Source organism: Glycomyces artemisiae, from assembly GCF_003002955.1.
Lineage (GTDB): Bacteria > Actinomycetota > Actinomycetes > Mycobacteriales > Micromonosporaceae > Glycomyces > Glycomyces artemisiae.
On record NZ_PVTJ01000006.1, the window covers coordinates 133956 to 160875 of the forward strand.

Sequence of the window (26920 nt, forward strand, 5' to 3'; positions counted from 1 at the left end):
GATTCCGGAGAGGGCGTTGCCGTTGGCGGCGCGCTCGTGAACGAGAAGAGCACGACAGTCGGCAGCGTAGCTCGCGCCTGCTCCGGCTGAACCGCGTAAGCGCCCCGGACCGGCGCGCCCGCACGGACCCGGTCGGTCCGTTGACGCCGCCGCGGCCGGTTTGAAATGATGCATGTCGATACATTGAAGAACTCGGCTGAACCGGTTCACCGCCGCCGGGCGCTCCAGCCCCCCGGCAGCCGCCCCGATCACCCCCGAGAGGACCGCCGATGACCAGGCGCGTGACCATCGCCGACATCGCCGCCGCGGCGGGCGTGTCGAAGGGCGCGGTGTCCTACGCGCTCAACGGCAGGCCCGGGGTCTCCGCGGCCACCCGCGCGAAGATCCTGGCGATCGCCGCCGAAATGGGCTTCGTGCCCAACCGGGCCGCCCGGTCGCTGTCGGTGTCCTCGGCGCAGGCGGTCGGCATCGCGCTGCGCCGCTCGGCCCGCACGCTCGGCATCGAGCCGTACTTCATGGAGCTCATCAGCGGCATCGAGGCGACGCTCTCGGCCGGGTCGTTCGGCCTGACGCTCCAGATCGTCGACACCGTCGAGGAGGAGCTGGAGGTCTACCGGCGCTGGTGGGCCGAGCGCCGCGTCGACGGGGTCCTCATGTGCGACGTCGGCACCGAGGACCGGCGGCTCGACTTCGTGGCCGACCTGGGGCTGCCCGCGGTGGCCGTGGGCGGGCCGATCGAGGGCGCGCGACTCCCGGCGGTCTGGCACGACGACGCCGAGCCGTGCCGCGAGATCCTGGGGTACCTGCACGCCTTGGGCCACAGGCGGATCGCGCGGGTCGCCGGGTTCGCGCACCTGCTGCACACCGGGATCCGCGACAACGCCTACGCCGAGACCGCGGCCGGGCTGGGCCTGGAGTCGATGGAGACGTTCCACAGCGACTACACCGGCGAGCAGGGCGCGCGCATCACCAGGCGGCTGCTGTCCTCGGCCGGGCGCCCCACCGCGGTCATCTACGACAACGACGTCATGGCCGTGGCCGGACTCGGCGTCGCGCACGAACTCGGCATCGACGTCCCCGGGCGCCTGTCCATCGTGGCGTGGGACGACTCGCCGCTGTGCCGCCTCACCCACCCCGCGCTCACGTCCCTGACCCGCGACATCAGCGCCTACGGCTCGCAGTGCGCCGAGGCGCTCCTGTCGGTCATCGGCGCCGAACCGGACGCCGACCGCACTTTCTCGGTTCAGTGCCTGCCCGCACAGCTCTCCCCGCGCGCCTCCACCGGACCGGCGCGGGCCTGACGCCGCATCCGGCATCGCCGCTGCAAGGGGAAATCCGAAGCACGTCTTGAACCCCATCAATATTTATGGTTCTCTATGTGAAGGTCGGTCTGAACCGATTCACCTCTCACCCGAACCTACAGATGGGATCACCATGGAACACGGCACGACCGACGCCGCCCCGGCACGGCGTCGGATGCGCAGATGGCTCATGGCCGTACTGGCCGCGACAGCGCTCGCCTTCGGCGGGCTGTGGCAGCTCGTCCCGGCGGGCGCCCAGCAGGGCGGCTTCTCGATCGACGGCACGCAGCTCATCGACGCGAACGGCAACCCGTTCATCATGCGCGGCACCTCCCACCCCGACGTCTGGTACGAAGGCGAGTTCGCCAGCTACGGCGAGATCTCCGACCTCGGCGCGAACACCGTCCGCGTCGTCCTCGGCTCCGGCCAGCGCAACTGGGGCGTCTCCACCGCAGCGCGGGTCCAGCAGATCGTCGACGAGTGCAAGGCGCAGCGCTTGATCTGCATGCTCGAAGTCCACGACACCACCGGCTACGGCGAGGAGTCGGGCGCGGCCACCCTGGATCAGGCCGTGACCTTCTGGCAGGGCCTGTTCAGCGTGCTCGACGGCGAGGAGGCGTACGTCCTCATCAACATCGGCAACGAGCCGGTCGGCAACACCAACCCGCAGCAGTGGACGCAGCAGACCGTGGACGCGATCGAGCGGATGCGATCCATCGGCTTCGAGCACACGCTCGTCGTCGACGCCCCGAACTGGGGCCAGGACTGGCAGAACGTCATGCGCGACAACGCGGAGACCGTCGCGGCCGCGGACGAGGACGGCAACACGCTGTTCTCGATCCACATGTACGCGGTCTACTCGAACCCGCAGACGGTCATCGACTACTTCGACGCGTTCGAGGAGATGAACCTCCCGCTCATCGTCGGCGAGTACGGCGACACCTTCCAGGGCCAGACGGTCGCGTGGGAGACGATCCAGTCGGAGGCGCAGGCCCGCGGCATCGGGTGGCTGGCGTGGTCCTACTCGGGCAACACCGGCGGCGACCTCGACCAGACCACCAGCTTCAACCCGTCGGCGCTGACGACGTGGGGCCAGCGAGTCTTCACCTCCGCGAACGGCATCCAGAACACGGCCGAGCGGGCCACGGTCTTCGGCGACGACCCGGACCCGACCGACCCGACCACCTCGCCTTCGGAGAACCCGACCACCGGCGGGCCCTCGGACGGCGACTGCACGGCCGTGATCGGCGTGGTCAGCGACTGGGGCTCGGGCTGGCAGGGCAAGGTCACGGTGACCGCCACCGGCGCGGCCCTGGACGGCTGGCGGCTCACCTGGACGTGGGCCGGCTCGACCCGGATCACGTCCTCGTGGAACGCCGCGATCACCAGCTCCGGCGCGGGCGTCACCGCCTCCGACGTGGGCTGGAACGGCACGGTCGCCTCGGGGCAGAGCCGCGAGGTGTTCGGCTTCATCGGGTCCGCCCCGGCGGCGACGCCGACGGTGACCTGCGAGGCGATCTAGGTCATTTCCCAGTTCCGGCATCACCTAGTGCAATGAACGGCGGAGGCCGCCGGACCCTGCGGTCCGGCGGCCTCTGCTTCGCTTCTGAATGAACTCAGCCGTTCTTGGTCGGGAGCTGGAACTTGCCCACCCCGCCCTTCGGCATCTGCGAGCGGACCTTCGACTTCTTGTCGCCGATCGACTGGTGCCCGGCCTTGCCGGCCTTCTTGCCGCGGGCCAGCGCCCGGCGCTCCTCGCGGTTGAGCGGCGCGTCGTCGGCGGCGTCCTGCTGCGGTTCGGGAGTTTCAGTCATGCGGATCCCCTTCTCGGGTCGAGCTTGAAGAGACGTGAGCGCGAAACGGAGCGTTGCTCGACGTCTCATGGCCTGGCTTCCAGCGGAAGCCGCACTCATCGTGGTCGGCCGGTCGGCGCTCGCGCCCACAGCGGCCGTATCTCTTCTAAAGGATCATGCCGCTCACTCTAGCGCCCTCCCGCCGCGGACACAACGCCCTTTCCGCCCGCGCCCGCGGTGACTACGCTCTTGGCCTCGTCTTCCTTGCGAAAGATTGTCCTTCATCACTGAAGGGCGTTTCCTGTTTCATGGACGGTCGCCTCGGCGCTAGGAGCGCTTCGGTCTGACACCGCCTCCGCAGGCTGCAACCGCCAGCCCGGCGGCCAGAATGTTCATTGCGGCATTGACATCCCGGTCCTCGACGTTTCCGCACGCCTTGTCGGTGCAGCGGAAGACCCGGACTCCGAGCGGCATGGAGGCCCTGGTGGAGCCGCATGCAGCGCAGGTCCGGGAAGACGGGAGGAACCGGTCGACCGCGACGAGCTCGCGCCCGTACCACTCGCATTTGTACTCCAGCAGCCGACGGAACGTCGCCCACGAAGCATCGGCGATCGCCCTGGCCAGCTTGCGGTTGCCCAGCATGCCACGCACGTTCAGGTCTTCGACGCAGATCACTTGGTTTTCGCGAACCAGTCGAGTGGTGAGCTTGTGCATGGCATCGAGGCGCCGGTCCGCGATCCGCGCATGCGCACGGGCGAGTTTCAGCCGTGCCTTCTGATAGTTCTTGCTGCCCTTCTGTTTGCGCGTCAGGTCCCGCTGACGGGACTTGACGCGCTGCCGATCAGTGCGCTCATGGCGCGGGTTGGATATCTTCTCACCGGTGGAGAACGTGAGCAGGCTCGTCAAACCTGCGTCGACGCCGATCGCCTCGCTGCGCCCGGGAAGCGCAGGGATGACCTCTTCGATCCGGATAGACACGAACCATCGGCCTGCACTGTCGCGGGAGACGGTCACCATGGAGGGCACCGCTCCCTCAGGCAAAGGCCGAGACCATCGGATGGACAGCGGGGTCGCGTGTTGAATTTCAGGCCGGGTTGACTGGGTACAGCAGGATACGGAATCCTCGGGGCATGGCTTCCGCTACGAACTCGTCCAAGCTCGCGCGCGTCCGCACCGTCGCGCAGGACGCGATGCGCGGCGCGCGGTGGTGGACGCTCCTCGACCTGGAGAAGACGCTGCGCGCGGACGCGGAGTTCTGGCGGGACCTCTGGGCGCCCTCGCTCGCGATCGCGGCCCACAAGGTGGGGCTCAAGGGCGCGCGGGCGACGCTCGACGAGGCGATCGACGCCGGGTTCCACCAGACGGACCTGTTCGAGCCGGAGCTGTCGGCGGCGTTCGGGAAGGACCCGGACTGGGCGCGGGTCCTGGAGCGCGCCAAGGCGAACGTCCCGGCGCCGCCGCTGCGGATCACCGCGTGGCCCGAGCCGGGGGCGGGCTCGCCGCTGCGCCTGGACCGCATCGAGGCGCACCGGGAGGGCCAGCTCGCGTCCCGGCTCCCGCGGCCGCGGGAGGGCGCGTGGCAGACCGCGCGGGACCTGCTGGCGTGGACGTCGGCGCTGTGGCGGCACGCGAACGCGCGGATCAACGCGGGCGACGCGGTCGACGTGCTGGAGCAGGTCGCGCTCGGCGCGCGGTACTCGTGCGTGGAGTACTCGATCGTGCTCGCGCAGGGCCTGAACGCGCTGCGCATCCCGGCGCGGCGGGTGTGGCTGCGGCGCGGGGACTACCACGACGGGGTCGGGCAGGGGCACGCCGTCGCGGAGGCGTGGATCGACGACCTGGACCGGTGGGTGCTCCTGGACGGGCAGCACGGCGCGTACTGGGCCGACGAGGACGGGCGGCCGCTGAGCCTCCCCGAGCTCCAGGCCCGCGAGCGGCCCGCGCGGCCCGTGCACGTGGGGCCGCGGCAGGCGATCCAGGATCCGGCGCTGTGGTGGGCGTACTTCGCGCACGCGTCGGTGACGGGCGCGGCGTGGGCGCCCGAGGGGTTCGTGCCGGTGTTCCAGGAGGGCGGGGTGCTGCCGACCGAGCGGCTGCTGCGCGAGTCCGCAGGGGCGTACCCGCGGCTGTCGGACGTCGCGGTCGGCGTGGTCGCCCAGGACGGCGCGCCCGCGGTGCGGATCAGGCCCGAGCACCCGTACGCGGTCGGCAGCGTGTGGAACGGCGAGCCGATCACCGCGCCTCCGAAGGACGTCGAGCGGCGGTTCACGCGGGCCCTGGACCGCGAGCCCGGCGAGTACAAGGCGGACTTGGCGGCGCTGACGCCTTACGGGCCCTTGGCGAGTCGCGAGATCAGGTGGACCGCGGCCTGACGGCCGCGACGCACGTCACGACCCGATCGGGGGACGGCGCGGGCCCGGAATGTCGGTCCGGGTCGGGAGGGTGGGAGGTAGAACTACCCACCCAGCGGGTGGGCAGGGCCCGCCCCGCCGTCGCACGCGCCGTCGCGGCCGATCTCCTCGCCCGCCTGGTCCGCCCCCGGCCCCGTTGCCGGACGGTTTCGCGAGCGGAACGATCCGAAGTATTCTCTAGTATTCCGATGGGATTACTGCTATCTTCGAGTCATGAAGCCCGCCGACGCACTCGCACAGCGGCGCGAAGTCGACCAGATGCGCGTCGCCAGCGCCCTCTGTCGCTGAGACCTCCGCCGGTCCGCGCCAGGCCGTTCCTCCCCTGCGACGCCTCCCGGACCGGCGGGCCACTCCCTTTCTTTCGGCGCCGATCCAGCCGCTGCGGATCGTCCGCGCCCCGAATCACCGTTCCCCGCCTTCAATCCCACCGCACCGCAAGGAGACCCATGTCCTCCACCCGCACCTCCATATCCCGCCGCGCCGTCCTCGCCGCCGCGCCCATCGCCGCCACCGGGGCCGCGGTCGGCATCGCCGCGCCCGCAGCCGCCCACGGCCACGGCGCGGCCGTCCTCGACTGGTTCGACGCCACCGACGCCGCCGTCACCGCGGCGCCCGCCGCCACCCAGGTCACCAACAGCCGCACCTGGGCCATCGCGTGGCTCGCCGCGGCCCGCGCCGTGCGCCGCGTCCCCCACGGCGTCAACGCGGGCCACTACCGCGAGGCCGCGCTCGCGGCCGCGGTCCACCGGGCGCTGTACGCGCTCGCGCCGACCCAGCAGGCGGCCCTGGACGAGGCGCTGGAGGCCGCGCTCGCCCGCGTCCCCGACGGGCGGGCCAAGCGCAAGGGCGTCGCCGCGGGCGTCGAGCGCGCCGACGACCTGCTCGAAGAACGCGCCGGCGACGGCCTCGATCCGGCCTCGGTGAACGCCCCGTTCACGCCGCCGGCCGCCGCGCCGGGCGTGTGGCAGCCGACGCCGCCCGCGTTCGGGCCCGCGGCCCAGGCGGGCACCCGCTTCGCCGTGCCGTTCGCGCTCGACAGCGCCGACCAGTTCCGCCTCGACGCGCCCCCGGCGCTCGGCACGCCGCAGTACCGCGCCGACCTCGACGAGGTGTACGCGTACGGCGGGCTGAACAGCACCGCGCGCACGCAGGCGCAGACCGACACCGCGCAGTTCTGGCTCGGCTCCTCGTTCACGCTGTACAACCCGGTGCTGCGGGCGGCCCTGGAGCACCACTCGGGGTCGCTGCGCGAGCAGGTGGAGCTGGTGGCGCTGTTCCACGTCGCGTCGGTCGACACGCAGATCGCCACGTCGGACTCGAAGTACGCGCACCTGTGGTGGCGCCCGGTGACCGCGATCGCGGGGGCCGTCGAGGACGGGGACCCCGCCACCGTGCAGGACCCGTCCTGGACGCCCCTCCACACCACGCCCTCGCACCCGGACTACCCGAGCGGGCACAACACCTACTCCGGATCGGCCGAGGAGGTGCTCACGCAGCTCGTCGGCGACGGGCCGGGCGCGGCGTTCACGATCCCGAGCCCGACCGCGCCGGGCGTGACCCGCACGTACACCACGTGGCACCCGCTCACCGCGGAGAACGTCGACGCACGCGTGTGGTCGGGCATCCACTCGCGCTCGGCGGACCTCGCGGGCGTCGAGCTGAGCCGGAACGTCGCGGCCTTCGTCCTCACCCGCGCCGGGGACCTCCTGGCCTAGCAGAACTTCGCTCCTGAGGAGTCGGGCGCTCCGGCCGAGTGCAGACGGCCGGGGCGCCCGTCTTGCTGCGCCCCTTGGGAACTCGCGTCCCGGGCATACCCTCCCGGGGCACTTAATATTGACGTTCGACAATGTATTGACAGGCAAACGCTCACACGGTAGGTTTGCTCCAATTCCCTCAAATCCATCCCCGCGCCACAGTCCCGGCGCTCCCCCGAACGAACCGCCAGATCCATCCGACGGGCAGGCGATTCACGATTGGGAGCGCTCCCCTGGGCGAAGACCCCCGGCTCCCGGCTCGTCGGCGGGTCTTCGCCCTTCGCCTACCGAAGGGCTTCGTCGAGGATGTACCGCTCGGCGTCGAGCAGCCGCAGGTCCCGCGCCGGACGGCGCAGGTGCCCCTTCTGGACGATCCGCTCGAACGCGGGGTCGCCCGCCTGGGCCATGCGGCGGATGCCCTCGATGTGGTCCACGATCCGCTTGCGGATGACCTTGATGAACCGCTGGCGGTCCCGGTCGGAGAGCCCGTACGCGTCGGCGAACATCCGCAGCCGCCGCGCCCGGTCGGGCTTCTTCCAGCCCAAGGTGATCGAGTCGCGGTCGGTGAAGATCGGGACCCACGTCCACGCCGCGTACGCGACGTCGTAGATCCGCGCCCCCGGGCTCGCCAGGTCGAAGTCGATGAGCGACAGCGTCCCGTCGGGCCGCCACACCACGTTGTGCGGCGCGGCGTCGTGGTGGCAGATCACCTCGGTGTCGGGCGGCGGCGGTCCGAAGGACCGCCAGGTCGCGCCCGGCGGCGGCCGGAAGCCGTACTGCGCGTCGTGGTACATGCGCAGCATCTTCGCGACCGCGCTCATGGTCTCGTCGGTGGTCCAGTGCGGCGCGAGCGGGTACTTGCCCGGCTCGCCCTCCACGAAGGACAGCACCTCGCGGGCGTGCTCGTCGACGCCCAGCACCCGCGGCGCGCCCGTGAACCCGGCGCCCTCCAGGTGCCGGAGCAGCGCATGGACCGCGGGGGTCCAGGGTCCGGTGTTCCGGCGGACCGTGTCGCCCAGCCGGATGACCGTGCTCGTGTTGCCGCCAATAAGCGGAATCTCGTCTTGGCTCACCGGTCCCCGCTGTGCCCTTGCGCCTGCGTGCTGTGTCAGCTCTCGGCGCCGTCGACGAGTGCGTCGACGAACGCTCCGACCTCGAAGGGGGCCAGGTCGTCCGGGCCTTCTCCGAGTCCGACCAGCTTAACCGGTACCCCCAACTGCCGCTGAACCGCGATCACGATCCCGCCCTTCGCGGACCCGTCGAGCTTGGTCAGGACGATGCCGGTCACCTGCACGACCTCGCCGAAGACCTTCGCCTGCTGGAGGCCGTTCTGCCCGGTGGTCGCGTCGAGCACCAGGAGCGTCTCCGCCACCGGGCCCTGCTTCTCGATGACCCGCTTGACCTTCCCGAGCTCGTCCATGAGCCCGGCCTTGTTCTGGAGGCGGCCCGCGGTGTCGACGAGCACCACGTCGGCGCCGTCGTCGGCCCCGGTCTTCACCGCGTCGAACGCCACCGAGGCGGGGTCGGCGCCCTCGCCGCGGCGCACCACCTTCGCGCCCACGCGGGCGCCCCAGGTCTCCAGCTGCTCGGCGGCGGCGGCGCGGAACGTGTCCGCCGCGCCCATCACGACGGACTTGCCCTCGGCGATGAGCACCCTGGCGACGCGGCCGCAGGTCGTGGTCTTCCCCGAGCCGTTGACGCCGACCATGAGGATCACCGCGGGGCCCTCCCCGGAGGGCGCGGCGGTGGCGATGGACCGGTCGAGGTCCGGTTCGAGGACCGCGGTCAGTTCGGCCTTGAGCAGGCGCCGCAGCTCCTCGGGGTCGCGGGTGCCGAGGACCTTGACCTGCTCGCGCAGGCGCTCCACGACCGCGGTCGTGTCGTCCAGGCCGACGTCGGCGGTCAGGAGGGTCTCCTCGACCTCGTCCCAGACGTCGTCGTCGAGCTTGTCGCTCGCCAGGAGCGCCAGGAGGCCCTTGCCGAGCGCGTTGTTCGAGCGGGCCAGGCGCGAGCGCAGCCGCACCAGGCGGCCCGCGACGGGCTCGGGCGTCTCGACCGCCGGAGCGGCCGGCTTCGGCGTCTCAGCCGGAGTCTCGGCCTTCGGCGCCGCTTCGACCTGCGGTTCCTCGGCGGGAGCCTCGACGGCGGACTTCGAACGGCCGCGCACGGCGACCACGACGCCGACGATGACGGCGACCGCGACGACGGCGGCGACCACCCAGATCCACAGGTTGTCCACAGGTAAGCCCTCCACGAGTTGACGATCGTCAACCACTGTACTGGGCTGCCCTTACTCCTCTTCGCGGGAGAACTTCTGGCTGATGACCTGCGTGACACCCGCGCGCATCGTGACGCCGTACAGCGCGTCGCCGATCTCCATCGTCCGCTTCTGGTGCGTGATGATGAGCAGCTGCGAGTTCTCCTGGAGCTGGCGCAGCAGGTCGAGCAGGCGCCCCAGGTTCACGTCGTCGAGCGCCGCCTCCACCTCGTCCATGAGGTAGAACGGGCTGGGGCGGGCGCGGAAGATGGCCACGAGCAGCGCCAGCGCGGTCAGCGACCGCTCCCCGCCGGACAGCAGCGAGAGCCGCTTGACCTTCTTGCCGGGCGGGCGGGCCTCGACCTCGACGCCGGTGCGCAGCAGGTCGTCCGGCTCGGTGAGCAGGATGCGCCCCTCGCCGCCGGGGAAGACGGTCTGGAAGACGTGCTCGAACTCGCGGGCGGTGTCGGCGAACGCCTCGGCGAACACCTGCTGGATGCGGTCGTCCACTTCCTTGACGACCGTGGTGAGGTCGGCGCGGGTCTTCTTGACGTCTTCGAGCTGCTCGCTGAGGAACTTGTACCGCTCTTCGAGGGCCGCGAACTCCTCCAGCGCAAGGGGGTTCACTTTGCCGAGGAGTTTCAGCTCGCGTTCGCCGCGGGCGGCGCGCTTCTCCATGAGCGGGCGGTCGAAGTCGGCCGGGAGCGGCTCGGGCTTCCCCTTCTCGGCCGCGGCGGCGATCTCGTCGGCGCTGGGCGGCACGGGCTGGTCGGGCCCGTACTCGGCGATGAGCGTCTCGATGTCGACGCCGAACTCGGCGCCGGCCTTCTCTTCGAGGGCCTCGATGCGCAGGCGCTGCTCGGCGCGGGCGACCTCGTCGCGGTGGGCCGCGGAGGTGATGCGTTCGAGTTCGGCGGCCGTGGCGGCGGCGCGGGTGCGCAGCTCGGTGAGGGCGGCTTCGCGGCGGGCCTGCTCGGCCGCGACGGTGTCGCGTTCGATGGCGGCGGCTTCGAGGGAGTCGGTGAGGCGCACGCCGGTCTCTTCGGCGGCCTCGGCGACGAGCGCGGCGACGGCCGCGCCGCGGGCGCGGGCGGCCCGGCGGGCCTGGGCGCGGGCGCGGGAGGCGCGCTCGGACTGGGCCTGGCGGGCGAGGGCGTCGGCGCGTCCGGCGAGCGCGGAGGCGCGCTCCTCGGCGGTGCGGACCGCGAGGCGGGTCTCCATCTCGTTCTGGCGGGCGGCGTCGAGCTGACGGGAGAGGACGTCGCGCTCGTCGGTCGAGGGCTCCTCGATCTCGGGGAGCGATTCGAGTTCCTCAAGCTGCGCTTCGAGGTCGCCGAGCCCGGCGGTGTCGGCTTCGCGGGCGGTCTGGGCGCGGTCCTTGGCCTGGGCGAGGCGGGCGACCTCGGCTTCGGCGCTGCGGGCGGCGGCGCCGAGTTCGGCGAGGCGGCGGGCGACGACGCTGTGCGCGGCCTGGGCCTGCCGCTGGGCGCCGCGGACCTGCTCGGCGGCTGCCTCTGCTTCGGCGTGGGCCTCGCGGGCGGCGTCGAGCTGCTCGCCGAGCTGCGCGGCGAGGGACTCGGCGGCGATCTTCTTGTCCCGGGCCTCGTCGACGGCGGCCTGGATCTCGATGTAGGACTGGGCCTTCGCGGAGCCGCCGTGGGCGGTCGCGGCGCCGAGGACGTCGCCTGCTCGGGTGACGGCCGTGAGGTCGGGGTGGGCTTCGACGATGGCGCGGGCGGCGTCGAGGTCGTCGGCGACGACCATCCCGGCGAGCACGGCGCGCACGGTGGAGGAGAGTTCGGCGGGCGCGGAGACGGTGTCGGCGACCGGGAGGAGTCCACTAGGGACGTCCACGTGGGTCTGGGCTCCGGCGATCAAGAAGCCGGCTTGCCCGCCGTCCTCGTCGCGCAGGAGGCGGATGGCCTCGGCGGCGGTGGCGGGGCCGGTGACGGCGATGGCGTCGGCGAGGCGCCCGAGCGCGGCGGCGAGGACCGGCTCGTAGCCGGGCCTGACGGTGAGGAGCGCGGCGACGGATCCGAGGACGCCGGGGACGGCGTCGTCGCGGGAGAGCAGGGCGGCGGCGCCGTCCTTGCGGCGCAGCCCGACGGCGAGGGCCTCTTCGCGGGCGGCCCACTGGGAGGCCTCGCGGTCGGCGTCGCGCTCGGCGGCCTGGAGGCGGTCGAGCTCGGCCTTCGCGGCGGCGGTGCGGGCCTTCGCTTCGGCGAGGGCCTCGTCGAACTCGGAGTCGGTCTCGACCGCTTCGCTCTCGGCCTCGGCTTCGGCGTGCGCCTCGGCGGCGGCCTCGGCGCGCTCCTTCGCCTCGGCGAGCGCGATGGAGGCGCGTTCGAGCTCTTCGGCGGCGGCCGCTGTGCGGGACTTGAGGGAGTCGACGCGTCCGCGCAGCGTCGCGAGGGCCTCGCGGCGCTCGGCGGCGGCCTTGACGGCGCCGACGATGCGCTGCTCGGCGTCGCTGAGCGCGGTCTCGGTCTCCTCGCGGGCCTCGACGGCGGCGGCGAGCCGCTCGGAGTCCTCGGCGATCCCCTCGCGCAGCTCGATCTCCTGCTCGCGGATGCGCTGGGCCTCGGTCTCCAGGACCTCGGGGTCGCGTCCGGCGCGGTCGTCCTGCTCCTCGGCGAGGTAGCGGCGGCGCTCGGCGGCGAGCTGCGCGGTGGACCGGAGCCGCTCGGCGACCGCCTGGAGGCGGTACCAGGTCTCCTGGAGGCGCGCGAGGCGCGGCTTGTCGGCGGCGTGCGCGGTCTCGACCTCGCCGACCTGCGCGGCGAGGCGCTCGTGCTCGTCGGCGAGGACGGCGCGGCGCTCCTTGATCGCCTCCTCGTCGGCGAGGTCCTTCGCGATGTTCTGGCGCAGGGACGCGAGGTCGTCGGCGAGGAGCCGCAGGCGGGCCTCGCGCAGGTCCATCTGGATGGTCTGGGCGCGGCGCGCGAGTTCGGCCTGGCGGCCGAGGGGCTTGAGCTGGCGGCGCAGCTCGCCGGTGAGGTCGGAGAGCCGGTCGAGGTTGCCCTGCATGCCTTCGAGCTTGCGGAGGGCCTTCTCCTTGCGCTTGCGGTGCTTGAGGACGCCCGCGGCCTCCTCGATGAACGCGCGGCGGTCCTCGGGGCGGGCGTGGAGGTAGGAGTCGAGCTTGCCCTGGCCGACCAGGACGTGCATCTCGCGGCCGATGCCGGCGTCGGAGAGGAGGTCCTGCACGTCGAGGAGGCGGCAGCGATCGCCGTTGATCTCGTACTCGCCCTCGCCGGAGCGGAACATGCGGCGGGTGATCGAGACTTCGGAGTAGTCGATGGGGATCGCGCCGTCGGAGTTGTCGATCGTGAGGGTGACCTCGGCGCGGCCGAGCGCGGGGCGGCCGGTGGTGCCCGCGAAGATGACGTCCTCCATCTTGCCGCCGCGCAGGGACTTCGCGCCCTGCTCGCCGAGGACCCAGGCGATGGCGTCGACGACATTGGACTTGCCGGAGCCGTTCGGGCCGACGACGCAGGTGATCCCCGGTTCGAAGCGCAGGGTGGTGGCCGAGGCGAAGGACTTGAATCCCTTCAGCGTGAGGCTCTTCAGGTGCAACGGTCGCTCCGGCTGTCGGCGTCGTCGGGGTACGGGACCGTCCCAGCCTACAAGGCGGGTGTGACCGGAACGGGGAGATCAAAGCTCTCAAAGAGGACGAACCCGGACCGGGTTCCCGGGGTTCCGCGGGGTGAACGTCCTCCGAACACGACAATGCGCGCCCGCTGCTGGCAGCTGGCGCGCCTATCTTCCGTTGTGCGAGTGACGGTCTAGGTCAACGCGGGCTCGTGCAGCCGCATCAGCTCCTCGACCTGGTCCTGCTCGATCTCGTCCTCGCGGGACCGCAGCTCGGCAAGCTCGGTCTCGAGGTTCCGTACTCGCGCGCGTAGCTGGACCACTTCTTCGAGCAGGCGCTTGTTGGGAGCCTGGCCGATGTGGCCGTAGAGGGCTTTCGCCATAGTTTCTCCTTGCGATCACGTCGTCTGGTGGCGTTGGCGTACGCACCGGAAAAGACGTCGCATTTGCTGAGTGATTTTTTTAGCCGCCGGGGCCGATTGCCCCTTGCCGGACCAGTGGAGCACGGCTCGTGAACACTGGCCGTCACCCACTATCTTCCGCCTTTCCGGCGGTCTTCGTCAAGCTTTGCACATGCTTCTGCCCCCGGATTCGACGGGGGTCACACCTGCGGGGGTACCCCCGTAGGCGCCCGGTCACACCGCGCTCAGTGCGCGCCCGGTCCGAACCTGGTAGGGTCCCCGTGAAACGCGAAAAACCCCCGTGTATTTCCCCCCGCGACGGAGCCGTACCCCCATGCGAAGACTCCAGGGCGGACGCCACCGCGACCCCGCCGAGAGCACGCGCCGGATGTTCATCGCCATCCTGGCCTCGTTCGGCCTGGCGGCGGGGGCCACCTCACTGTGGGCGGTCGGGTCGCCACTGGACGGCACGGAAGCGGCGTCCCAGGACCCCGCGACCAGCGCGTCATCGTCGGCAGCGGCCGAGGAGAGCCCCACGGTCTCCCCGCTCGCGGACCTCCAGGAGGCCGAGATCCTCCCGCAGGAGGCCGAGGAGGAGCCCACCACCGAGGCGGCCGAGACCACCACGGCCGCAGAGGAAGAGGACGACGGCGGCGGCTCCGGCGGCGGGGACGACGGGGGCGGCGACGACGCCCCGTACGCCGACGCCGAGTCGGAGATCCTCGGCATCGTCAACGACCGCCGCGCCGAGAACGGCTGCGGCGACCTCGCCCGCGACTCCCGCCTCGACACCGCCGCGCGCCTCCACGCCGAGGACATGGCGGAGAACGACTACTTCGACCACACCTCCCAGGACGGCCGCACCCCCACCGACCGGGCCAACGCCCAGGGCTACGAGGGCGGCGTCGGCGAGAACATCGCCATGGGCTACCCCGACGCCGAATCGGTCATGGAGGGGTGGATGAACTCCGAGGGGCACCGGGCCAACATCCTCAACTGCGGCTACGACGTCATCGGCATCGGCGCGTACGACCGCGACGGCACCATCTACTGGGTGCAGATGTTCGGCTAGCCCTTCAGGGGCCGCATTATCGCAGGTGAACGGCGCCGCGACCTCGTACTGTCGTCCATCCGACTCAATGCTGGACTGGGCGATTACCAACAGTCATGCTGGGGTGGCCGCCTGAACGGGCGTGCATCTGGGGAGGCGACCGAAGCACACCCGAAGGATGAGGTGCCACCGTGCGTGTCATGCTGTACGACCCGAACCAGGTCTTCTCCGCCAGCATTCGACCCCTGCTCCACCGACGCGGCGACCACCCCGTCGAGGCCCGCAGCGCCAAAGCGCTCGCCGCCGCGGACGCGCAGGTCGACTGCTGCCTCGTCGCTCTCGAAGCGGTCTCCCGGAACCGGGTCCTGACCGACTGCAAGCGGCCGGTCTTCCTCATCACCGACCGCGAGGACGGATCGGTGCTCCGCAAGGCCGTCTCGGTCTCGGCCGCCGGCATCGCGAACACCCACATCCTCCCGAGCGAACTGCTCCGCGCCATCGACGCCGGCCTCGCGAGCCCGCCGTACTACGACCCGCAGCTGCTGCGCGCCGCACTCCAGCCCGCGCCGCTCCTCGGCGACCAGGACGCCCTCGAACTCGCGCACCACCTGACGCCCCGCGAGGACGACGTGCTCCGCCGCATCGTCCGCGGCGAGCCGACCAGCCACATGGCCGACCAGATGGGGGTGTCGGTCTCGACGGTCCGGTCGCACGTGCAGAACGTGCTCGGCAAGCTCGGCGTCAACTCGCGCCTCGCCGCGATCGCCTTCGCCATCAACTACGGCATCGACACCGTCAGGGAGAAGCACCCGCAACTGAGCTAGTCGGAGCCCCTGGGCATACTTGAAACGTGCCAGAACTCCCCGAAGTCGAGACGGTCCGCCGCGGGGTCGACGCGGCCTTCCGCGGCGGACGCATCAGCACCGCCGAGGTCTACAACCCGCGGACCGTCCGCCGCCACGCCCCCGGCGTCGCCGACTTCCAGGCGAACCTCAAGGGCCTGGAGATCACCGGCACCGGCCGCCGCGGCAAGTTCATGTGGCTCTCTCTCGACGACGGCCGGGCGCTCATCTGCCACCTCGGCATGAGCGGCCAGCTCCACGTCGTCACCGACGGCCGCGAGGCCCACAAGCACCTGCGCGGTCGCCTCACGTTCACCGACGCGCGCGAGCTGTGGTTCATCGACCAGCGGACCTTCGGGTACTGGGAGCTGTCCGAGATGGGCGACGACGTGCCGAAGACCATGGGCCACATCGCCCCCGACGTCTTCGAAGCGGTCTTCGACGCCTCTGCGAGCGCCGACCGGCTCCTCAAGCGGACCATCGAGGTCAAGAAGGCGCTCCTGGACCAGGGCTGGATCAGCGGCGTCGGCAACATCTACGCCGACGAGGCCCTGTGGCGCGCGCGCCTGCGCGGCCGCCGCTCGGGCGACTCCCTGAGCCGCCGCAAGGCCCTCGAACTCCTCGGCCACGTCAAGGACGTCCTCACCGAGTCCCTCGCCGTCGGCGGCACCTCCTTCGACGAGCTCTACGTGGACGCCCGCGGCGAAGCCGGCTACTTCGCCCGCGAACTCGCCGTCTACGGCCGCGCCGGCCAGCCCTGCAAACGCTGCGCCACCCCGATCGTCCGCGAAGTCATCGGCGACCGCTCGGCCCACTACTGCCCGAAGTGTCAGCGGTAGCGGATACCGTTCGAGGTGCCGCCCAGGCCCGGATTCACCACTCGTCCGGGTGACACGGCCGCCCCGGACCCGGCATTTTGTCGGACCCTCCGGGAAGGATCGCAGCCATGCTTCCCCGGGTGGGTGGGGGTTAGGGATGGACGTACCCGCCCGCCCACCCATACGTTCACGTGAGACAACGCCGAGGGGCGGGAACCGGATCTCCGGTTCCCGCCCCTCGCGTGAGTCTTACCGCTGCTTGACGCCCATGCGGTCCGAGAGGACCTGCCAGGCGAGCTTGGCGGCGATCTGCTCGGCGTCCTTCTTCGAGCCGCCGGTGCCCTCGCCGAACTCCTCGCCCGCGACCACGGCCCAGGCCGTGAACTGCTTGGCGTGGTCGGGGCCCGACTCGGTGATCCGGTACTCGGGCACGCCGAGACCGGAGTCGGCCGTCAGCTCCTGGAGGCTGGTCTTCCAGTCCAGGGCCGCGCCCTGGCCGGCCGCGGCCTCCATGAGCGGATCGAAGAAGTGGTGCACCACCCGCTTCGCGGTCTCGACCCCGTACTGGAGGTAGACCGCACCGAGCAGCGCCTCCACCGCGTCCGCCAGGATCGAGTTCTTGCCGCGGCCGCCGGAGGTCTCCTCGCCCTTGCCGAGCAGGAGGTGCGGGCCGATGCCGCCCGCGCCCATGCGGCGCGCGACCCCCGCCAGCGCCTTCATGTTCACCACCGACGCGCGCAGGCGCGCGAGCTGCCCTTCGGGCAGGTCGGGGTGGTTCAGGTACAGCGCCGTGGTCACCACGAGGCTGAGCACGGAGTCCCCGAGGAACTCCAGCCGCTCGTTCGTGGGCAGCCCGCCGTGCTCGTACGCGTACGAGCGGTGGGTCAGGGCGAGACGCAGCAGTTCGGGGTCGATCTCGCTGACCCCGAACACCGCTTCGAAATGTTGTACTGCCTTGTCGCCCATGAGCGGGAGGACTTAGGCCTCGAGAACCTGGCGGCCCTTGTACGTGCCGCACACCTCGCAGACCTGGTGGCCGCGCTTCTTGGCGTGGCACTGCGGGCACTCGACCAGCTGGATCGGCGTCGCCTTCCACTGCGACCGACGGTGCCGGGTGTTGCTGCGCGACATACGACGCTTCGGAACAGCCACTTCAGAACTCCATACTTATTCGCTGTGCTATTTCGATTCGCCGTCGGTGTCGGCGAGCCGAAGCTTCTCCAAACCCGCCCAACGGGGGTCCACGGTCTCGTGAACGTGGTCGTCGGGCAGTTCGTCCCAGGGGACGCCGCAATCGGCGCACAGCCCCGGGCAGTCAGGTCGGCACAGCGGGGTGACCGGCATCGCCAGCACCAGCGCGTCCCGAACCGCGGGCTCCAGATCGAGCAGGTCCCCACTGAGCCGCAGAATCTCGTCGGCTTCGGTGGTCGCGTCGGTGACGGAGCCTTCGTAAGCGTACAGCTCCTGCACCTGGACGTTGAGGGCGTCCTCCACGGGTGCGAGGCACCTCGCACACTCGCCTTCGGCGACCGCCGCGACCGTGCCGTCGGCGAGGACGCCCTCGCTGACCGCGGTCAGGTGGAAGTCCAGGTCGAGCGGGGCCGACTCCGGGACCTCGTAGCCCGCGAGACCCAGCCCGGCGGGTGCCGGGACCTCAAGCGCGACGTGCATCGTCGTGCCCGAGCTGCGCCCGAGCTCCGCGGTGTCGAACACCAGCGGCGCGGCGGGATCAGGAGCGGTCGTCATGGGCGTGCTGCGGTCCTTCGGTTCAGGGAGGTGCGCCTCGATCGAGGCCGACCGGTAATGCTACATCAGCCCCGGTGCCCGGCCCAACCCAGGCCGGAGCCGAGCGGTGACGTGATGTCGGCGATACCCGCCCCGTCCGCGGGCCCGGATCGTCGGACCCGCGGGCAAGACTGGCGCCTTACCCTCCCACCCGGGAGCGCCCTGCCCGCGCCGCCTCCGGCCTCGCGGCCGAGCCGCAACCGGCGGCGGTCCGGCCGAAGCCGACCGCGGCTGCGCCACAGGTCCTGCGACCGGGGCGCCGTACCCGTGGCCTCACGACCGGGGAGGCTGCGCCGCCCGACCCGCGGCGTCGCACCGGAGCCGACCGGGGAGCATCCGCCGCTCCCCCGCTAGATCTGCGGGAGCGGCTTCTCGTCCTCGAACTGCTCCTGCTGCGCGGGCGCGAAGGAGCCGATCTCGCGGAGGGTGTGCATCTTGTCGCGGCCGCGCTCGACGCCCGAGAGGGCGCGGTGCAGGAACTGCTCGAAGTTCGCGAGCGTCGTGTCGACGTACTCGTCGACCTCGTCGCGCAGGCGCTGGGCCTCGCCGCGGGCCTCCGCGATGATGCGGTTGCCCTCGTGCTCGGCCGAGACGGTGATCTCGTGGCGCGAGACGAGCCGCGCGTGCTCCGACTCGCCCTCCGCGATGATCCGCTCGGCCTCGCGCTCGCCGGCGTTGATGATGTTGTCGCGCTCCTGGAGCATGGCCTCGGCCCGGCGCAGGTCCCCGGGGAGTTCGTTCTGGAGCTCTTCGAGCATGGCGATCATCTCGGCCCGGTCGACTTTGCAGGCGCGGGACATGGGCACGGCTTTCGCCTGCTCCACGTAAGCGATGATCTCTTCGATCCGGTCGAGCGCACCCACCGATTTGCTCCCGTCGATGTCTGTCATGGGGACATTGTCCCGTATGAGGGTGGAAAGTGCTGCTATTCCTGCCGCAAGCGCTCGATCAGTCGCGATTGGACGATTTCGGGCACGTGCGACGAGACGTCGCCGCCCCATTTCGTGACGTCCTTGACCATCGAGGACGACAGAAACGAGTAGAGGGGGTTGGTCGGGATGAACACCGTCTCGATACCCGCCAACCCGTAGTTCATCTGGGCCATCTGTAGTTCGTAGTCGAAGTCGGAGGCCGCGCGCACGCCTCTGACGAGCACTCCGGCGCCGTGCTTCTGGCAGAAGTCGACCACCAGTCCCTGGAAGGACGCGACTCGTACATTGGGCATGTCCGCGGTGGTCTCTTTGAGGAGCTCCACCCGCTCCTCGACGCTGAACAGCGCGTTCTTGGAGGCGTTGTGGAAGACCGCGACCCAGACTTCATCGTACAACTGGGCGGCGCGTCCGAAGATGTCGAGATGACCGTACGTCACCGGATCGAATGACCCGGAGCAGGCGGCGATTCGGGCTTCAGGTTTCACAGGGCGTGACCGTAGCAAAGTGCCGTGGTGCCGTAGCGGCGGACGCGGTCTTCTGCGATCTTCGCGGGCCACGGGACCGCGGCGTCCTTGCCGCCGCGCTCCACGACCACGTCGGCGTCCGGCGCGAGCCAGCCGTGCTCGACCAGCGCTTCGAGGACGCCCGCGACCGCCGCGTCGGTGACGGCGTACGGCGGGTCGGCGAAGACGATGTCGTACGGCTCGGCCGGGCCGTTCTGGACGGCCTTCTCGACAGGGGCGCAGATCACCTCGCCGCCCGAGACGCCGAGGTCGGCGAGGTTCTTGCGGAGGAGCTTCGCGGTGAGCGGGTGCGACTCGACGAACAGGGCCGCGGTCGCGCCGCGCGAGAGCGCCTCGATGCCGACCGCGCCGGAACCGGCGTACAGGTCGGCGAAGCGGAGCCCGTCGAGGTCGCCGCCGGGCGCGAGCGAGTTGAACAGCGCTTCGCGGACCCGGTCCGAGGTGGGCCGGGTGCGGTCCCCCGGGGGCGTGGCGAGGCGGCGGCCCTTCAGGCTGCCGGCGATGATTCTGGTCATTTGGATCCGAGTCTAGTCCGCCTCCGCGCCGTCAGCCCTTCTCCAGGAACTCGCCCCTGTCGGCGGCGAGATCGTCGACGAGCGCGGCGAACTCGGGGAAGCGCTTGAGCTCCGGGTCGGCGTCGATGAGCGCTGCGGCCTCGGTGCGCGACGCGGCGATGATGTCGGCGTCCTTGAGCAGCGACAGGAGCTTCACGTGGGACTTCATGCCGGACTGGGCCGCGCCGAGCACGTCGCCTTCGCGGCGCTGCTCCAGGTCGAGTTCGGCCAGCGCGAAGCCGTCGGTCGTGGACGCGACTGCGTCGAGGCGCTCGCGCGAGGGCGTCCCTTCCATGGCCTCGGAGACGAGGAGGCACAGCCCCGGGTGGCTGCCGCGGCCGACGCGACCGCGGAGCTGGTGGAGCTGGGAAATGCCGAAGCGCTCGGCGTCGAGGACGACCATGGCGGTGGCGTTGGGGACGTTGACGCCGACTTCGATGACGGTGGTGGCGACGAGGACGTCGAGGTCTCCAGCGGCGTAGGCGCGCATGACGCGGTCCTTCTCGTCGGCGTCGAGGCGGCCGTGGAGGAGGCCCAGGCGCAGGCCGTGGAGCTGATTGCCGCGCAGCTCCTCGATGACGTCGGTGACGGCGAGCGGCGGACGCTTGTCGCCGATGTTCGGATCGTCGGTGTCGTCGCCGCCGACGCGGGGGCAGACGACGTAGGCCTGGCGTCCGGCGGCGACCTCTTCGCGGATGCGCGTCCAGGTGCGCTGCATCCAGCGGCCGTCGCCGTACGGCACGACGTGCGTGGCGATGGGGCTGCGGCCCGCGGGGAGCTCGGTGAGGCGGCTGGTCTCCAGGTCGCCGTAGACGGTCATGGCGACGGTGCGCGGGATCGGCGTGGCGGTCATGACGAGCGTGTGCGGAGGCTTGTTCGCCTTGGCGCGCAAGGCGTCGCGCTGCTCGACGCCGAAGCGGTGCTGCTCGTCGACGACGACGAGGCCGAGGTTCGCGAACTCGACGCCCTCGTAGAGGAGCGCGTGGGTGCCGATGACGATCCCGGCGGCGCCGGTCTTGACGGCGTCGAGGACGGGGCGGCGCTGGGCGGCCGTGGCCGAGCCGGTGAGGAGCACGACCTGGGTGGCCTCGGGGGGCGCGCCGAGCTGGCCGCCGTTGGCGAGGTCGCCGAGCATCTCGGCGATGGACCGGTGATGCTGGGCCGCCAGGACTTCGGTGGGGGCGAGGAGCGCGGCCTGGCCGCCGTGGGCGACGACCTGGAGCATCGCGCGCAGCGCGACGAGGGTCTTGCCGGAGCCGACGTCGCCTTGGAGGAGCCGGTGCATGGGGTGCTCGCGGGCGAGTTCGGCGGCGATCTCGGCGCCGACCTGGCGCTGCCCGGCGGTGAGGTCGAACGGGAGGCGCGCGTCGAAGGCGTCGAGGATCGCGCCGCCTTCGGGGTAAGGGTCGGCGGCCTCGCCCGCGGACTCGGCTTTGCGGCGCACGAGGACGGTCTGCATGACCAGGGCCTCTTGCCATTTGAGGCGCTTCTTGGCGGCGCCGAGGTACTCGTGGGACTCGGGGCGGTGGATCTGGTGGAGCGCGGTGCCGTAGTCGAGGAGCCCGAGGCGGTCGCGCAGGGGCGCGGGGAGCGGGTCGGGCGGGCTGGGGACGAGGCCGAGGACGGTGTGGACGGCCTTGGCGATGTTCCAGGTCGGCAGTTCGGCGGTGGCCGGGTAGACGGGGATGAGCGTCCCGGCGAACTCCTCGATGGCGCTCGCGGGGTCGTCGGCGTCCTCGGCGAGGAGCTGGTACTGCGGGGAGTTGAGCTGGAGGCGGCCGCGGAACTGGGCCACCTTGCCCGCGAAGAGGCCCCAGCGTCCGGCGACGAGTTCCTTCGCGCGCCAGCCCTGGTTGAAGAACGTGAGGGTCAGGGAGCGCCCCGCTTCGTCGGCGACGATCACTTCGAGGAGCTCTCCGCGCCCGCCCCTGCCGCGGCCCTTGCCGGAGCGGGGCGTGAAGGTCTTCTTGACGGCGGCGCGGACCTGCGCGGCGACGGTGACGTCGTCGCCGATGCCGAGCGAGGCGAGGTCGGTGCGCTCGCCGCGCTGCGCGTAGCGGAACGGGTAGTGGCCGAGGAGGTCCCCGGCGGTCTCCAGCCCCAGTCCGTCGGCGAGGGCGTCGGCGGTCTTCTTGCCCAGGACCTCGCGCAGCCGGGTCTCCAGCCCTACGGTCATTCGGCTCCGATCAGCAGCAGCGGTTCGTCTTCTGCGGCGGGCAACTGCTGGATCTCCACGGTCGGCCACGCCTCGCGCACATGATGACTCAAGGCTGTGACAGTTTCCGGGTCCGACCCGGCGCCGGGCAGGACCGTGAGGAGTTCGGCCCCTTCGGCGCACAGCCGGTCGGCGAGGTCGCGGGCCGCTTCGGCGGCCCCTGAGAAGACCGCCGCGGCCGTGCCGTGGACGACGGCGGCGAACCCGTCGGGGACCGTGCGGACCTCGCCGGTGCGGCACGCCTTGATCGCCTCGCCCATGGCCGTGACGTCGTCGTCGAACGGCCGCTCGGGGTCGTGGATGGCGACGGCGGCGACGGCCTGCACGCGGGTGACGGCGAACAGCGCGGCGACCCGGCGTCCGCCGTCGCCTCTGGCGGCCTCGACGGCGCGGTGCGCGGTCCGCGCGGCCGCATCGGTGTCGGTGATCACGACCACGCTGTCGGCGCCGTCGGCGAGGGCGGCGGCGAGCTCGGCGCCCGCGCGGGCTTCGGTGGCGGTGCGGCAGCCTTCGGCCGCAAGGAAACCGCGCAGGCCCGCGGACTCGGTGACGACGAGGAGGGCCCGCGTGGGCGCCTCGGGTTCGGGGTCCGGGCGGCGCGCGGGCGCGGCGTGCATGCGGGCGTTCGCGTGGACCGCGGCGGCGCCTTCGACGACGGTGTCGTCGAAGCGGGTCACGGAGATGCGGTGGACGCGGCCGCGCTCGATCCCGGCCTCGATGGCCGCGCCGATGTCGTTGACGTGCACGTGGACGTTGAACGTGGTGACGTCCCGGGCCGCCCGGGAGCCGATGATGACGACGGAGTCGCCGAGGTCGGTGAGCCGGTGGCGCAGCTCGGCGGCGGCGCCCGCATCCGCTTCGAGGAGGTACTGGACCTCGTAGCCGTAGACCTCCGAGCCGGTCTCGCGCGGGACCTGCTCGGTCTCCTCGACCGCGCGCACGCGGTGGCGCTCCAGGAGGTCCAGGGCCCCGGTCGGGCGGGAGCCGGTGAGGGTCTCCACGAGCGCTTCGAGGAGCAGGGCGAGCGCGAGGCCCCCGGCGTCGACGACCCCGGCGCGGGCCAGCGCGGGGAGCTGCCCGGGGGTGGCGGCGACCGCTGCGGCGGCGGCCTCGGCGGCGGCGCGGGACGCGGAGACGAGTCCGAACGGCGCGGCCTTCGCGGCGGCGGTCGCGGCGGACTCGGCGACGGTGAGGATCGTCCCGGCCTGCGGCACGGCGACGGCCCCGGTGGCGGCGTCGGTCGCGGCCCTGAGTCCGGCGGCGAAGCCCTTCGCGTCGATCGCGTCGGCGTTCCACGCGTCGGCGAGGCCGCGGAGCATCTGCGCGAGGATCACCCCGGAGTTCCCGCGCGCGGAGAGCAGGGCCCGCCCGGCGGCCTCGTCGAGGAGCGCTTCGAGCCCGAGCCCGGGGGTGCCGCCCTGGAAGGCGGCCTGGAGGGTCGCGACCATGTTCGTCGCCGTGTCCGAGTCGGCGACCGGGTACACGTTCAGCTCGTCGACCCCGCGCCGGTGGCGGGTGAGCGTGTCGATGCCGCGCGCGGCCCACTCGCGCATGAGGTCCGCGTCGAGGGCCTGGCGTCCGGTTTCAGGGATTTCCACCACGGGCCATGAGGATACGCCTCCGGGGGAGGCCGCGGTACCGGTCGGTGCCGCCGCCTCCCCCGGAGGGCGTTCGATCAGGGGCCGAAGCTGATGCTGGTGCGGGCCGCTTCCAGGGCCTCGACCTGCTCGGGCGTGGCCGAGCCGACGAAGCCGACGTAGGAGCTGCCGTTCTGGACGATCGCGGTCATGACGGTGTTGCCGCCGACGGTGAACGTGTTGAAGTACGCGGCGCGGGCGTCCACGCGGTACTGGCTGCCCTGCGCGCCCTCGGCGGCGCCGCCCGCCCAGGTGGCGGCGGCGGCCTGGAGGTTCGCGCCGAGCGTCTCCAGGTCCACGTCGTCGCCGACGCCGATCTTGGCGGGGTCGAACGTCCCGAAGTACACGGTCGGGCCGTCGGCGCCGAGCGTGGTGCCGGTGACGTCGGTGAACACGTCGGGCGGGCTGGTGGCCTCGGCGGCGCCCTCGGGGACGAGGATGCTCAGGCCGGAGCCGTCGTTCGCGAGGACCGTGGTCGCCGCGGGCGTCTCGGGCTCGGGGGCCGCCTCGGTGGTGGCCTCCTCGCTCGCGGTCGGCTCGCCGGACTCCGAGGCCTCGCCGGTCGGCTCCTCCTCCTGGGAGGAGATGGTGCCGGTCGCCTGGTCGTCGGGGTCGTCGCTCGGGTTGAACAGGAAGAAGCCGCCCACGCCCAGGGCCGCCGCGATGACCACGACGCCGACGAGCAGGAGCCACATGGGGCCCTTGCCGCCCTTCTTCTTGCGCTGGATCGTGTCGGGCGCGCCCCACGGCTGCGCCCCGCCGCCGGAGACCGGGACGAGCTGGCCGCCCTGGGGGCCGAACTGGCCGCCGCCGAACGGCGGCTGCTGCCCGTAAGGAGGCTGCTGGCCGTACTGGCCCGCGGGGCCCGACACCGGCATGCCCGAGGCCGGGATCGACGAGACCGGCGGCATCCCCGAGACCGGCATGCCGGAGACCGGCATCCCGCCGCCGCCTCCGAACGGGTCGGCCGCGGGCATCTGCTGCGGGGACATCTGCGGCGGCATCTGCTGGGGCGACTGCGCCGGCTGGTCGAACGGCGAGATGGGGACGCCAGGAGGCGGGCCGAACGGCGGCTGCGAGGGCTGGCCGGGGCCGCCGACGTACTTGACCGTGCCGTCGGACTCGACCGGGCCCGGCTGCTGCTGGCTCATCCCCGACATCCGCTGGCTCTCGGGCGACCACGGCGGCGGTTCCTCCGGCGGCTGCTCGTTGGGGCGGTACACCGGGGGCTGTTGCGGGGACTGCCATCCGTCGGCAGGCTGCTGCGGGGTGTTGCTCATGTTCGACTCACCAAAGAAGCTATGGGCATCGGCACATCATCTGTATGCGGCCAGCCTACGGGATTAACGCCCATCCTAGAGTCACCGACGGTAGCGGACGGCGGCAGCCGCCACAGTACAGAGCAGTGGAACGGCGTCCTGGAAGGACGTGCGGCCGCGGCTGTGGCGCAGGTCCCCTGACCTGGATGGCAGGGGCCTTCCAGGGTCCGTTAGAATTGCCGGGTTGCCCGCCGTCAGGCGGGTCGAATGAACGTCAAGCAGGAGTTATGGATTATGTCGAGCGTGTGTGAAGTCTGTGCCAAGCGCCCGGGCTTCGGCAACAACGTCCCGTGGTCCCACAAGAAGACCCGTCGTCGTTGGAACCCGAACCTGCAGACCATCCGCATCGCGACTGGCTCCGGCGACAACAAGCGCCGCGCCAAGGTCTGCACCTCGTGCATCAAGGCCGGCAAGGTCACCCGCTAAGGGCTGACGCCGAGAAGACTTTCGCCGCCGGGGCTCGGCCCCGGCGGCGCTTTGTCGTATCCGGGGATCACGTGATCCTCGCTACGCCCGGGTGGGAACCCGGGCGTTCTCGTCGCACCCCGGCGGGAGGCTGGGACCTCCCCACCCAAGGGCGGGTGAGCCCGCCCGCCCCGGACGCGGCGGCCGACCCGCGGCGCCAGCCGCTCCCGCGGCCTCCCGCTGCCGCGGCGGCCGTTCCGGCTACGAGGTCGCGAAGTGGTCCCAGCCCGTCGGGCCGGACCATTTGCGGCCGTCGACCGTGACGCCGCCGCCTTCGGCGACCGAGCCGATGCGACGCCATCCTTCGGGGAGCAGGACGTCGGCGGGGAAGGCCGCGGCGAGGGCGTGGTCCTCGCCGCCGGTGAGGAGCCAGCGGCGGGCGTCGGAGCCGAGGGCTTCGGCGGCGTTGCGCATCGGCTCGGGGATCGGCAGGGCCGCGGTGTCGACGTCGATCGCGACGCCCGAGGCCGACGCGATGTGGCCGAGGTCGGCGAGCAGGCCGTCGGAGATGTCGATCATGGCGTTGACGCCCATGAGGGCGGCATCGCGCGCGGCCGCGTACGGCGGCTGGGGCCGCCGGTAGGCGCCGACGAGCGCGCCCGGTGAGCGGAAGCCGCGGGAGAGGACGTTCAGGCCGCCCGCGGCCCAGCCGGTCTTCCCCGCCAGCGCGATCACGTCGCCGGGGCGGGCGCCCGCGCGCGTGACCGGGGCGCGGCCTTCGAGGTCGCCGAGGGCCGTGACGGTGATGGTGAGCTGGTCGCCCCTGGTCGTGTCGCCGCCGACGACGGCCGCGCCGACCGCGGCGGCCTCGTCGGCGAGGCCGGAGGCGAGTCCTTCGAGCCATTCGGCGGGCGTGTCCTGCGGCGCGCAGACCGCGGCGAGGAGCGCGGTGGGCCGGGCGCCCATGGCGGCGATGTCGGCGAGGTTCACGGCGGCGGCCTTGTGGCCGACGTCGGCCGCGGAGCACCAGTCGCGGCGGAAGTGGTTGCCCTCCACGAGCATGTCGGTGCAGGCGACGACGCGGGCGTCGGGCGCGGCGACCACGGCGGCGTCGTCGCCGGGGCCGAGGAGGACCGCGTCGGTGGTCCCGAAGTGGCGGGTGAAGCGCTCGATGAGGCGGAATTCGCCGACCTCGGCGACGGTCTCGCTCACGATCGCTCCATTCCTCGGTCGCTTGAAGGTCGGTGGATCACTCGGTAATCTTCGCTCAACGGCGAACGGGAAGCGGTCAGGCCCGCCCGTGTCGGGTCCAAGGCCACCGCGCTTCGCC

The 26920-nt window shown here is 72.0% G+C and carries 23 protein-coding genes and 1 pseudogene; 8 read left to right on the forward strand and 16 right to left on the reverse strand.

Annotation, left to right across the window (positions count from 1 at the left end; translation table 11 throughout):
• Nucleotides 1–269: 269 nt before the first annotated feature.
• Nucleotides 270–1301, forward strand: coding sequence for a LacI family DNA-binding transcriptional regulator (locus tag B0I28_RS16285; protein WP_106364903.1), 1032 nt, complete (start codon nucleotides 270–272; stop codon nucleotides 1299–1301).
• A gap of 133 nt (nucleotides 1302–1434) precedes the next feature.
• Complete coding sequence (locus tag B0I28_RS16290; protein WP_219926805.1) at nucleotides 1435–2823, forward strand: cellulase family glycosylhydrolase; 1389 nt, start codon at nucleotides 1435–1437, stop codon at nucleotides 2821–2823.
• A 94-nt stretch (nucleotides 2824–2917) separates the two neighbouring features.
• Here the strand turns inward: B0I28_RS16290 and B0I28_RS16295 are convergent, their stop codons facing one another.
• Together B0I28_RS16295 and B0I28_RS16300 are read right to left on the reverse strand one after the other, a co-directional pair.
• Nucleotides 2918–3115 carry a hypothetical protein gene (locus B0I28_RS16295; protein ID WP_106364905.1) on the reverse strand — a complete coding sequence of 66 codons (198 nt, stop codon included), beginning with the start codon at nucleotides 3113–3115 and terminating at the stop codon, nucleotides 2918–2920.
• A 312-nt stretch (nucleotides 3116–3427) separates the two neighbouring features.
• A pseudogene (locus B0I28_RS16300) lies at nucleotides 3428–4168 on the reverse strand (RNA-guided endonuclease InsQ/TnpB family protein); the annotation flags it as partial.
• A 56-nt stretch (nucleotides 4169–4224) separates the two neighbouring features.
• On the opposite strand from B0I28_RS16300, the gene B0I28_RS16305 reads away from it, so the two are divergent.
• Together B0I28_RS16305 and B0I28_RS16310 are read left to right on the forward strand one after the other, a co-directional pair.
• On the forward strand, nucleotides 4225–5466 hold the full coding sequence (locus B0I28_RS16305; protein ID WP_106364907.1) for a transglutaminase-like domain-containing protein: 1242 nt from the start codon (nucleotides 4225–4227) through the stop codon (nucleotides 5464–5466).
• Between the two features lie 485 nt (nucleotides 5467–5951).
• A complete protein-coding gene (locus tag B0I28_RS16310; RefSeq protein WP_106364908.1) occupies nucleotides 5952–7220 on the forward strand; it encodes a vanadium-dependent haloperoxidase in 1269 nt (422 codons plus the stop codon).
• Nucleotides 7221–7543: 323 nt separating this feature from the next.
• Here the strand turns inward: B0I28_RS16310 and B0I28_RS16315 are convergent, their stop codons facing one another.
• The 4 genes from B0I28_RS16315 to B0I28_RS16330 form a co-directional block, all read right to left on the reverse strand.
• Nucleotides 7544–8332, reverse strand: coding sequence for a phosphotransferase enzyme family protein (locus tag B0I28_RS16315; RefSeq protein ID WP_106364909.1), 789 nt, complete (start codon nucleotides 8330–8332; stop codon nucleotides 7544–7546).
• A 35-nt stretch (nucleotides 8333–8367) separates the two neighbouring features.
• The gene (gene ftsY / locus B0I28_RS16320) at nucleotides 8368–9498 is read right to left on the reverse strand and encodes a signal recognition particle-docking protein FtsY (RefSeq protein ID WP_106364910.1); all 1131 of its coding nucleotides are present in this window, start codon (nucleotides 9496–9498) and stop codon (nucleotides 8368–8370) included.
• A gap of 51 nt (nucleotides 9499–9549) precedes the next feature.
• Nucleotides 9550–13092, reverse strand: coding sequence for a chromosome segregation protein SMC (smc, locus tag B0I28_RS16325; protein WP_106364911.1), 3543 nt, complete (start codon nucleotides 13090–13092; stop codon nucleotides 9550–9552).
• A gap of 209 nt (nucleotides 13093–13301) precedes the next feature.
• On the reverse strand, nucleotides 13302–13490 hold the full coding sequence (locus B0I28_RS16330) for a hypothetical protein (RefSeq protein WP_106364912.1): 189 nt from the start codon (nucleotides 13488–13490) through the stop codon (nucleotides 13302–13304).
• A gap of 352 nt (nucleotides 13491–13842) precedes the next feature.
• Between B0I28_RS16330 and B0I28_RS16335 the strand changes: the two genes are divergently transcribed.
• From B0I28_RS16335 to mutM, 3 genes are all read left to right on the forward strand, one after another.
• Nucleotides 13843–14580, forward strand: coding sequence for a CAP domain-containing protein (locus B0I28_RS16335; RefSeq protein WP_106364913.1), 738 nt, complete (start codon nucleotides 13843–13845; stop codon nucleotides 14578–14580).
• A 179-nt stretch (nucleotides 14581–14759) separates the two neighbouring features.
• Nucleotides 14760–15383 (forward strand): helix-turn-helix transcriptional regulator, encoded by a 624-nt coding sequence (locus B0I28_RS16340; RefSeq protein WP_106364914.1) that lies wholly within the window; start codon nucleotides 14760–14762, stop codon nucleotides 15381–15383.
• A 26-nt stretch (nucleotides 15384–15409) separates the two neighbouring features.
• On the forward strand, nucleotides 15410–16240 hold the full coding sequence (gene mutM / locus B0I28_RS16345; protein WP_106364915.1) for a bifunctional DNA-formamidopyrimidine glycosylase/DNA-(apurinic or apyrimidinic site) lyase: 831 nt from the start codon (nucleotides 15410–15412) through the stop codon (nucleotides 16238–16240).
• A gap of 228 nt (nucleotides 16241–16468) precedes the next feature.
• On the opposite strand, the gene rnc is transcribed toward mutM, so the two are convergent.
• The 9 genes from rnc to B0I28_RS16390 form a co-directional block, all read right to left on the reverse strand.
• Nucleotides 16469–17185 (reverse strand): ribonuclease III, encoded by a 717-nt coding sequence (rnc, locus tag B0I28_RS16350; RefSeq protein WP_106364916.1) that lies wholly within the window; start codon nucleotides 17183–17185, stop codon nucleotides 16469–16471.
• A 12-nt stretch (nucleotides 17186–17197) separates the two neighbouring features.
• Complete coding sequence (rpmF, locus tag B0I28_RS16355; RefSeq protein ID WP_091053207.1) at nucleotides 17198–17371, reverse strand: 50S ribosomal protein L32; 174 nt, start codon at nucleotides 17369–17371, stop codon at nucleotides 17198–17200.
• 27 nt (nucleotides 17372–17398) lie between these two features.
• Nucleotides 17399–17965 carry a YceD family protein gene (locus B0I28_RS16360; protein ID WP_106364917.1) on the reverse strand — a complete coding sequence of 189 codons (567 nt, stop codon included), beginning with the start codon at nucleotides 17963–17965 and terminating at the stop codon, nucleotides 17399–17401.
• Nucleotides 17966–18354: 389 nt separating this feature from the next.
• Nucleotides 18355–18867 (reverse strand): hypothetical protein, encoded by a 513-nt coding sequence (locus tag B0I28_RS16365; RefSeq protein ID WP_106364918.1) that lies wholly within the window; start codon nucleotides 18865–18867, stop codon nucleotides 18355–18357.
• 62 nt (nucleotides 18868–18929) lie between these two features.
• A complete protein-coding gene (gene coaD / locus B0I28_RS16370) occupies nucleotides 18930–19421 on the reverse strand; it encodes a pantetheine-phosphate adenylyltransferase (protein WP_106364919.1) in 492 nt (163 codons plus the stop codon).
• Nucleotides 19418–19975: a 16S rRNA (guanine(966)-N(2))-methyltransferase RsmD gene (gene rsmD, locus B0I28_RS16375; protein ID WP_106364920.1), complete on the reverse strand. Its 558-nt coding sequence runs from the start codon at nucleotides 19973–19975 to the stop codon at nucleotides 19418–19420. Before rsmD ends, coaD begins: the two co-directional genes overlap by 4 nt.
• 31 nt (nucleotides 19976–20006) lie before the next feature.
• Complete coding sequence (gene recG / locus B0I28_RS16380) at nucleotides 20007–22190, reverse strand: ATP-dependent DNA helicase RecG (protein ID WP_106364921.1); 2184 nt, start codon at nucleotides 22188–22190, stop codon at nucleotides 20007–20009.
• Nucleotides 22187–23827, reverse strand: a complete 1641-nt coding sequence (locus B0I28_RS16385) for a DAK2 domain-containing protein (RefSeq protein ID WP_106364922.1) — start codon at nucleotides 23825–23827, stop codon at nucleotides 22187–22189. Before B0I28_RS16385 ends, recG begins: the two co-directional genes overlap by 4 nt.
• A 77-nt stretch (nucleotides 23828–23904) precedes the next feature.
• Nucleotides 23905–25146, reverse strand: a complete 1242-nt coding sequence (locus B0I28_RS16390) for a flagellar basal body-associated FliL family protein (protein ID WP_146148131.1) — start codon at nucleotides 25144–25146, stop codon at nucleotides 23905–23907.
• 273 nt (nucleotides 25147–25419) lie between these two features.
• Between B0I28_RS16390 and rpmB the strand changes: the two genes are divergently transcribed.
• Nucleotides 25420–25611 (forward strand): 50S ribosomal protein L28, encoded by a 192-nt coding sequence (gene rpmB / locus B0I28_RS16395; protein WP_030157716.1) that lies wholly within the window; start codon nucleotides 25420–25422, stop codon nucleotides 25609–25611.
• Between the two features lie 240 nt (nucleotides 25612–25851).
• Here rpmB and B0I28_RS16400 read toward each other — a convergent pair whose 3' ends face one another.
• Complete coding sequence (locus tag B0I28_RS16400) at nucleotides 25852–26802, reverse strand: thiamine-phosphate kinase (protein WP_245889006.1); 951 nt, start codon at nucleotides 26800–26802, stop codon at nucleotides 25852–25854.
• Between the last annotated feature and the right edge of the window lie 118 nt (nucleotides 26803–26920).

Coding starts and splice junctions, on each gene's coding strand:
- B0I28_RS16305 (WP_106364907.1), top strand. CDS start 4,225: ATGGCTTCCGCTACGAACTCGTCCAAGCTCGCGCGCGTCCGCACCGTC.
- rnc (WP_106364916.1), bottom strand. CDS start 17,185: ATGGGCGACAAGGCAGTACAACATTTCGAAGCGGTGTTCGGGGTCAGC.
- recG (WP_106364921.1), bottom strand. CDS start 22,190: ATGACCGTAGGGCTGGAGACCCGGCTGCGCGAGGTCCTGGGCAAGAAG.
- B0I28_RS16290 (WP_219926805.1), top strand. CDS start 1,435: ATGGAACACGGCACGACCGACGCCGCCCCGGCACGGCGTCGGATGCGC.
- B0I28_RS16335 (WP_106364913.1), top strand. CDS start 13,843: ATGCGAAGACTCCAGGGCGGACGCCACCGCGACCCCGCCGAGAGCACG.
- B0I28_RS16330 (WP_106364912.1), bottom strand. CDS start 13,490: ATGGCGAAAGCCCTCTACGGCCACATCGGCCAGGCTCCCAACAAGCGC.
- rpmB (WP_030157716.1), top strand. CDS start 25,420: ATGTCGAGCGTGTGTGAAGTCTGTGCCAAGCGCCCGGGCTTCGGCAAC.
- B0I28_RS16340 (WP_106364914.1), top strand. CDS start 14,760: ATGCTGTACGACCCGAACCAGGTCTTCTCCGCCAGCATTCGACCCCTG.
- rsmD (WP_106364920.1), bottom strand. CDS start 19,975: ATGACCAGAATCATCGCCGGCAGCCTGAAGGGCCGCCGCCTCGCCACG.
- B0I28_RS16295 (WP_106364905.1), bottom strand. CDS start 3,115: ATGACTGAAACTCCCGAACCGCAGCAGGACGCCGCCGACGACGCGCCG.
- B0I28_RS16285 (WP_106364903.1), top strand. CDS start 270: ATGACCAGGCGCGTGACCATCGCCGACATCGCCGCCGCGGCGGGCGTG.
- B0I28_RS16360 (WP_106364917.1), bottom strand. CDS start 17,965: ATGACGACCGCTCCTGATCCCGCCGCGCCGCTGGTGTTCGACACCGCG.
- B0I28_RS16390 (WP_146148131.1), bottom strand. CDS start 25,146: ATGAGCAACACCCCGCAGCAGCCTGCCGACGGATGGCAGTCCCCGCAA.
- B0I28_RS16310 (WP_106364908.1), top strand. CDS start 5,952: ATGTCCTCCACCCGCACCTCCATATCCCGCCGCGCCGTCCTCGCCGCC.